Here is a 7,273-nt window from a genome sequence, read left to right as displayed (position 1 = left end):
GGGGGGACCCTGTGGGAGAGTAGGACACCGCCGAACAAATTTTGAGAAAAGCCCCGTACCGGGATCCGGTACGGGGCTTTTCTGCGTTTACCGGCGTTTAGGGTCGACCCATGCGCTATGACCTCATCATCTTCGACAACGACGGCGTGCTCGTCGACAGCGAACCGATCTCGAACACCATCCTCGCGGAGCACCTCACCGAGCTGGGCTTCCCCACCTCGTACGAGGAATCCATTCGCGACTACATGGGCTCCGCCATGCACCGTATCCACGAGCTGATCCAGGAGCGGACCGGGCAGGCGCTGCCCGCCGACTTCGACGACGCGTTCCACGCCCGCGTCTTCACCGCCTTCGAGCGCGAGCTCCAGCCGGTGGCCGGGGCCACCGACGTACTCGCGAAGCTGGTGGCGGACGGGGTGCCGTACTGCGTCGCCTCGTCCGGGAGCCATGAGCGGATCCGGGTGGGGCACCGAAAGACCGGGCTGGACGAGTGGTTCGAGGAGGAGTGGGTGTTCTCCTCGCAGGACGTCGGGCGCGGGAAGCCGGCGCCGGATCTGTTCCTGTACGCCGCCGAGCGCATGGGCGTCGCGCCGGAGCGGTGTGCCGTCGTCGAGGACAGCCCGCTCGGGGTGGAGGCAGCGCGGGCCGCCGGGATGGACGTCTACGGGTTCACCGCCATGACGCCCGAGGAGCGGCTCCAGGGCTGCAGGGCTCTCTTCTCCGACATGGCACAACTGCGCGAATTGCTGGGGTGATCCGTCTACCCAGGAGTAGCTTGCGGGCCTAAGCTCTGCGGCCATGACAGACGTACGCCTGCGGCGGGGCCGGGCGTCCCTCGCGCTCAGCTTCTGTGCGCAGGGCATCGCCTTCGCCCTCCTGGTGACCCGCATCCCCGCGCTCCAGGACCAGTACGGGATATCCGACGGCCTGTTGCCGGCGTTCCTCGCGGGCGTGCCGATCCTGGCCGGGGTCGGCAGCGTCACCACCGAGCACCTGGTGAAGCGGGTGGCGCCCACTGTGGCGCTGCGGTGGGTGCAGCCGCTCGTGCTGCTCGCGCTGGTCGGCGTCGCGGCCGGGGACCGGATGTGGCAGGCGGCCGTCTCGCTCGGGGTGTTCGGGCTGGCCGTCGGCGGGCTCGACGCGTGCATGAACATGCTGGGGATCAGTCTTCAGCGCGCGTACGGGCGCAGCATCATCCTGGGTTTCCACGCCGCGTTCAGCCTCGGCGGGATCGTGGGCGCCTCGCTCGCGTGGGTGGGGGCGCACTGGGACCTGTCGCTGCTCGCCTCGTATCTGCCGGTCGTCCTCGTGCTGCTGCCGCTGTGTCTGGCCGGGAGCCGGTGGTACGTGGACGGGGAGCCGGCCGCCGCCGCCTCGGAAGTCGCTTCCGAAGGCTCCGAAGCTTCCGAAGGCGGCGCCGCGAGCGGCAAGTCCGTCGCCTTTCGGCTGCTGCTGCCGCTCTGCCTGGTGATGGCCTTCGCGTACATCGGCGACTCGACCGTCTCCAACTGGAGCGCGAAGTACCTCCAGGACGTGCTCGGCAGCTCCGAGCAGCTGTCGACCGTTCCGTACAACGTCTACATGGTCACCACCCTGCTGGGGCGGGCGGCCGGGGACCACGGTGTGCGGCGGTTCGGGGCCGTGGCCGTGGTGCGGGGCGGGGCCGTGCTCGCGAGCGCCGGGTTCGCGGTGGTCGCGGTGGCGCCGGGGCCGTGGATCGGGATGCTCGGGTTCACCATGCTGGGGTTCGGGCTGTGTGTGATCGTGCCGCAGACGTACGCGGCGGCGGGGCGGCTGTTCCCGCACGCCTCGGACGCGGCGATCGCGCGGCTCAACGTCTTCAACTACGTGGGCTACCTCTTCGGGTCGCCGCTGGTCGGCGGGATCGGCGGCGCGTGGAGCTATCGCGGCGCCATGCTCATACCGATGGTGCTGGTTCTGCTGACACTGGTGTACGCCAGGTCGTTCGGCGCGGAGGGCGCCCGATACGGTGGCGGGCATGAGCGGCCGCGCACTGTTGATGTGGGATGACGCTGTCACGGCGTACGACTTCGGACCGAGCCATCCGATGGATCCGGTACGGCTTTCGCTGACCATGGGGTTGGTGCGGGCGTACGGGCTGGACAAGGCGCTCGACGTGGTGGCCGCGCCCGCGGCGGGGGACTCGACGCTGCGGCTCGTCCACCGCGAGGACTATGTGGCGGCCGTACGGGCCGCCTCGGCGGATCCGGGCGCCGCGGACCAGGCGTACGGCCTGGGGACCGTGGACGACCCCGCGTTCGCCGGGATGCACGAGGCGGCCGCGCTGATCGCCGGGCAGTCCGTGGGGGCCGCCGAGGCGGTGTGGCGCGGGGACGCGGCGCACGCGGTGAACTTCGCGGGCGGGCTGCACCACGCGATGCCGGGCGGGGCCGCGGGGTTCTGCATCTACAACGACGCGGCGCTCGCGATCGCCCGGCTCCTTGAGCTGGGGGCGGAGCGGGTCGCGTACGTGGATGTGGACGTGCACCACGGCGACGGGGTGCAGACGGCGTTCTGGGACGACCCCAGGGTGCTGACGATCTCGCTCCACGAGCATCCCCGGCTGCTGTTCCCCGGGACGGGGTGGCCGGAGGAGACGGATACCGACGGGACGGCCGTCAACGTGGCGCTGCCGGCCGGGACCGGGGACGAGGGGTGGCTGCGGGCGTTCCACTCCGTGGTGCCGGAGCTGCTGGCCGAGTTCCGTCCCCAGGTGCTGGTGACGCAGCACGGCGCCGACACGCACTTCGAGGATCCGCTGGCGCATCTGGCGGTATCGCTGGACGCCCAGCGGGCGGTTCAGGAGGCGTGCCACGCGCTGGCGCACGAGCATGTGGTGGGCGGGAAGTGGGTTGCCCTCGGCGGCGGGGGGTACGCGGTGGTGGACGTGGTGCCGCGCTCGTGGACGCATCTGGTGGGGGTGGCGGGGCACGCGCCGGTGGATCCGGAGTCGGTGATCCCGGCGTCGTGGCGGGACGAAGTGTTCGCTCGTACGCGCCAGTTGGGGCCGGGGCGGATGACAGACGGGCGTACGGTGCTGTGGCGTGACTGGGAGTCGGGCTACGACCCGGCGGACCGCCTGGACCAGGCGGTCCTGGCGACTCGGCGGGCGGTGTATCCGCTGCGGGGGCTGCTGGCGTAGCGAAGTCCGCGGCTCTGTGCGGGGCTTCGCCGCCTCCCTGTACCCCACTGCACCCCGCTGCTTCGATCCGTTACGCCAACTGTGCGTACTCTGTCCGGTTTCGGCCCCCGGGGCGCCCTACTGCGGGAGCATCGGGGGGTGTTGAGCACCGGGGCGCTGCGGGCGCATCTGTTGGCTGCGCGGCTGGCCGGGCCTGTGGCCACCTCGCGGGAGGAGAGCCTGCGCAGCTATCGGCTGTTCGCGGCCCGGGACCCTCGGGTCACGCTCGGTCTCGACCCCGAATGGGGATGGGGCGAGCGGGACTTACTGCGGCTCATGGCGGACAAGTGCGGGGTGAGTCCGGATCCTGCGCATGTGACGGGGCCGGATGTCATCGATCCGGAGCGGACGCTCGCCGGGCTCGACGCGCTGGCCGCGAGGATCCGCGACGTGGCCGCGCGGCGCGGCGCCGTACTCTTCGGAACCGGGCATCCGCACCGGCTGCTCGCCTTCTACGCCGCCCTCGCGGACGCTTTGTCGGCGGCCGGATGTGATGTTCTCACCCCCGCGCAGGGGCGATGTGTCGACATAACGACCCGGTTCGGGGTACGTACGTACAACCTTGACTACGTACGAGGAGTCGCGCTGGTGCGTGAACCCGGCGCGCGGGGTCCCGCCGGTGAGACCGGCGCACACACCCATTCGCCGCTGCCGGTTCGGGTCGCCCTGGGGGTCGCGGCGACCCTTCGCGGGCGGCTGCCGGACCTGGTCGTCGGAGATCACGGATGGGTCTGCGGGGCAGGTCAGCTGGGTATCGAGGCGGTCGGTCTGGCCGATACGGACGATCCCGCGCTGTTCGTCGGAGAGGCCGAGGGGCGGGTGTCCGTGGTCGTTCCGCTTGATGACGCTGTGCGGTCTGATTACTACCGGCCGCTTACGCGCTATGTACTCAATCGAGCGTGTCTGTCATGGTAGGCGGCCATCAGCAGCTCCTCTTCCCCACTCGCACCACCCGCCCCTAGTCTGGGGAGTGAGCGCACAGCGACGAAGAGTCACCGGAGGGGAAGCCGGTGCGCGTCGGGTGCGGAAGGTACAGGTGGGTCATGGCTGCTGATCAGAGGCCTCTGAACGAGGTCGTGTTCCTGACCGTGGCGGAAGTCGCCTCGGTGATGCGAGTGTCGAAGATGACCGTGTACCGCTTGGTGCACAGCGGTCATCTGCCGGCGATCCGGGTGGGCAGGTCCTTCAGGGTCCCGGAGCAGGCGGTTCAGGAGTACCTCCGAGAGTCCTTCGTGGGGGTGGAGACAGCCTGACGGCGCCCTCGGTTACGACCTCTGCGCTCAGGCGGGTAGGCTAGCCCCTCGTAGGTCGTGTGGGCCCAGACGCCCCGCACCGAGTGAAGAGAAGTGAGCGAGGGTAGTCGTGGGCTCTGTTATCAAGAAGCGGCGCAAGCGGATGGCTAAGAAGAAGCACCGCAAGCTGCTCAAGCGCACCCGCGTTCAGCGTCGCAACAAGAAGTAAGCGACAGCTGTACGTGAACTCGCAGCCCTTCCGCCGTCCTGGTGGGAGGGCTGCGGTGCGTTTCCGGCCGCATATCCCGCACGCCCTTTCGGTATCCCGGAAGCCCGTGCCGCGCGCTTTCCGGCGGGCCTTTCGGCGCCGGTTTATCGGCCACGCGCGACCACGCGGTCATCACCGGGCAACATCCAGCCGCTACGGTGGCGCCAAGAGTGCACCTCAGGCCAAAGGAAGGCGCTGATCTTGGGGAAGGTCGTGCTCGTCACCGGAGTGGCCCGGCAGCTCGGAGGCCGTCTCGTACGGCGCATCCAGCGTGATCCGGAAGTGGACCGGGTGATCGGCGTGGACGCCGTGCCGCCCGGCCACCATCTGGGCGGAGCCGATTTCGTACGGGCGGACATACGGCAGCCCGCCATCGCCCGCGTGCTGGCCGAGCATGCCGTGGACACCGTCGTGCACATGGACGTGACCGGCACGCCGCTGGGCGCCGGCGGGCGGACGTCCGTGAAGGAAACGAACGTCATCGGCACCATGCAGCTGCTCGGCGCGTGCCAGAAGTCGCCTTCGGTGCGGCGCCTGGTGGTGAAGTCGAGCACCAGCGTGTACGGGTCGGCGCCGCGCGATCCGGCCGTTTTCACCGAGACGACCCCGCCCAAGTCGCTGCCGAGCGGCGGCTTCGCGAAGGACGCCGTCGAGGTCGAGGGGTACGTACGCGGCTTCGCGCGGCGCCGGCCCGATGTGGCGGTGTGCGTGCTGCGGTTCGCGAACATCCTGGGGCCGGGCGCGGACTCGCCGCTCGCCGAGTACTTCTCGCTGCCGGTGCTGCCGACCGTGTTCGGCTACGACCCCCGGCTGCAGTTCGTCCACGAGGACGACGTCATCGACGTGCTGCGCATCGCCTCGCACGAGGCCCGTCGCGGGACGCTCAACAGCGGCACCTTCAACGTGGCCGGGGAGGGCGTGCTGCTGCTCTCGCAGTGCTCGCGGCGGCTGGGCAGGCCGACCGTGCCGGTGCTGCTGCCGACGGTCCGCTGGGTGGGCTCGGCGCTGCGCTCGGTCGGCGTGAGCGACTTCTCGCCCGAGCAGATCAGGCTGCTCACCCACGGCAGGGTGGTGAGCACCGCGCAGATGCGGGAGACGCTGGGGTTCGAGCCGAAGTACACGACGGCGGAGGCGTTCGCCGACTTCGCGCGCAGCCGGGGCCCCGGGCTGCTGCCGCCGGACGCCCTGGCGAGGGCCGTGGACAGGGTGGCGGCGCTGCCCTTCCGGCCGTTCGCCGGGGGTGCTCCGGCCACTTCCACCTTGTCCACTCCCGGCGCGGAATGAGGAGCTCAACCACGATGGCGGACGCCAAGGTCATTCCGTTCGACGACGACCGCTCGCGCGGCGGTGCGCAGCGCCCGGGGCGCCGCCGCTCCGGCGGGCGGCGGGGTACGGCCCCGGAGGCGGCCCCCGCCCCGGTGAGCGCCCTGCCGGGCCAGCACACCGTCTCCCAGGGCCCGGAGGGCGGGCAGGGGCCGCAGGGGGCCGCTGACGCCGCCGTCCCGCAGCAGGACGCCTCGCGGGACGGTTCCCCGCGGGATGCCGGGCAGCCGGGCGAGGAGGTGCGGGAGCGGCCGGGTGGCGGCTGGGACCGGCGGGTCGCGGGCGGGCTCGCGTTCCTGCGGCGGCGGATCACCGGCGAGTACGAGGTCGACGAGTTCGGCTACGACAAGGAGCTCACCGACCAGGTCCTGATGTCCCTGATCCGCCCCTTCTACGAGAAGTACTTCCGGGTGGAGGTGAAGGGTGTCGAGAACATCCCGGCCGAGGGCGGGGCGCTGGTCGTCGCCAACCACTCCGGGACGCTGCCGCTGGACGGGCTGATGATGCAGGTGGCGGTGCACGACCACCATCCGGCGGGGCGGCACCTGCGGCTGCTCGCTGCGGACCTGGTGTTCATGCTGCCGGTCGTCAACGAGCTGGCCCGCAAGGCCGGGCACACCCTGGCCTGCGCGGAGGACGCCCAGGCGCTCCTGGAGCGGGGCGAGGTCGTCGGGGTGATGCCGGAGGGTTTCAAGGGCATCGGGAAGCCGTTCAGCGAGCGGTACAAGCTCCAGCGGTTCGGGCGGGGCGGGTTCGTGTCGACCGCGCTGCGGGCCGGGACGCCGATCGTGCCGTGCTCGATCGTCGGGGCCGAGGAGATCTACCCGATGATCGGCAACTCCAAGACGCTGGCCCGCCTTCTGGGCTTTCCGTACTTCCCGATCACGCCCACGTTCCCGTGGCTGGGGCCGGCCGGGCTCGTGCCGCTGCCGACGAAGTGGACGATCCAGTTCGGCGAGCCGATCCCGACCGACGGGTATCCGCCGGAGGCGGCGGAGGACCCGATGCTGATGTTCAACCTGACGGATCAGGTGCGGGAGCAGATCCAGCACACGCTCTACAAGCTGTTGGTGCAGCGGCGGTCGGTGTTCTTCTGACCTGTTTTCCGACAGCGGTACGTGTGTGGGGGGGGGGGGGGGGGGGGGGGGGGGCCCACCCCACCAAAAGGGGGAGGGCCCGCCTCCCCCACCAACCCTCCGCAACCACCGGGAGACACCCGGAGGGAGGGAAGGGGAGGGGGAGGCACGG

8 protein-coding genes are annotated in these 7,273 nt (G+C 70.8%); all 8 read left to right on the top strand.

Translation table 11 applies throughout. The features are described from left to right. The first annotated feature begins 110 nt into the window (after positions 1–110). A complete protein-coding gene (locus ACZ499_RS30680) occupies positions 111–755 on the top strand; it encodes an HAD family hydrolase (RefSeq protein WP_468679467.1) in 645 nt (214 codons plus the stop codon). A gap of 43 nt (positions 756–798) precedes the next feature. After that, positions 799–2,031, top strand: coding sequence for an MFS transporter (locus ACZ499_RS30675; RefSeq protein ID WP_468679466.1), 1,233 nt, complete (start codon positions 799–801; stop codon positions 2,029–2,031). After that, the gene (locus ACZ499_RS30670; protein ID WP_468679465.1) at positions 2,000–3,163 is read left to right on the top strand and encodes an acetoin utilization protein AcuC; all 1,164 of its coding nucleotides are present in this window, start codon (positions 2,000–2,002) and stop codon (positions 3,161–3,163) included. Before ACZ499_RS30675 ends, ACZ499_RS30670 begins: the two co-directional genes overlap by 32 nt. Positions 3,164–3,301: 138 nt before the next feature. Further along, positions 3,302–4,117 carry a phosphatase gene (locus ACZ499_RS30665; RefSeq protein ID WP_468679464.1) on the top strand — a complete coding sequence of 272 codons (816 nt, stop codon included), beginning with the start codon at positions 3,302–3,304 and terminating at the stop codon, positions 4,115–4,117. Between the two features lie 128 nt (positions 4,118–4,245). Beyond that, positions 4,246–4,455, top strand: coding sequence for a helix-turn-helix domain-containing protein (locus ACZ499_RS30660; RefSeq protein ID WP_159047648.1), 210 nt, complete (start codon positions 4,246–4,248; stop codon positions 4,453–4,455). A gap of 109 nt (positions 4,456–4,564) precedes the next feature. Then, positions 4,565–4,663, top strand: a complete 99-nt coding sequence (locus ACZ499_RS30655; protein WP_003948845.1) for a 30S ribosomal protein bS22 — start codon at positions 4,565–4,567, stop codon at positions 4,661–4,663. 240 nt (positions 4,664–4,903) lie between these two features. Next, the gene (locus tag ACZ499_RS30650; protein ID WP_468679463.1) at positions 4,904–5,986 is read left to right on the top strand and encodes an NAD-dependent epimerase/dehydratase family protein; all 1,083 of its coding nucleotides are present in this window, start codon (positions 4,904–4,906) and stop codon (positions 5,984–5,986) included. Between the two features lie 14 nt (positions 5,987–6,000). Beyond that, positions 6,001–7,122, top strand: a complete 1,122-nt coding sequence (locus ACZ499_RS30645; protein WP_468679462.1) for a lysophospholipid acyltransferase family protein — start codon at positions 6,001–6,003, stop codon at positions 7,120–7,122. Positions 7,123–7,273: the final 151 nt, after the last annotated feature.

Source organism: Streptomyces sp. NPDC031265 (assembly GCF_055570295.1).
Note: the sequence above shows the minus strand (reverse complement) of the source record. Positions and strands in the feature narration are given on the sequence as shown.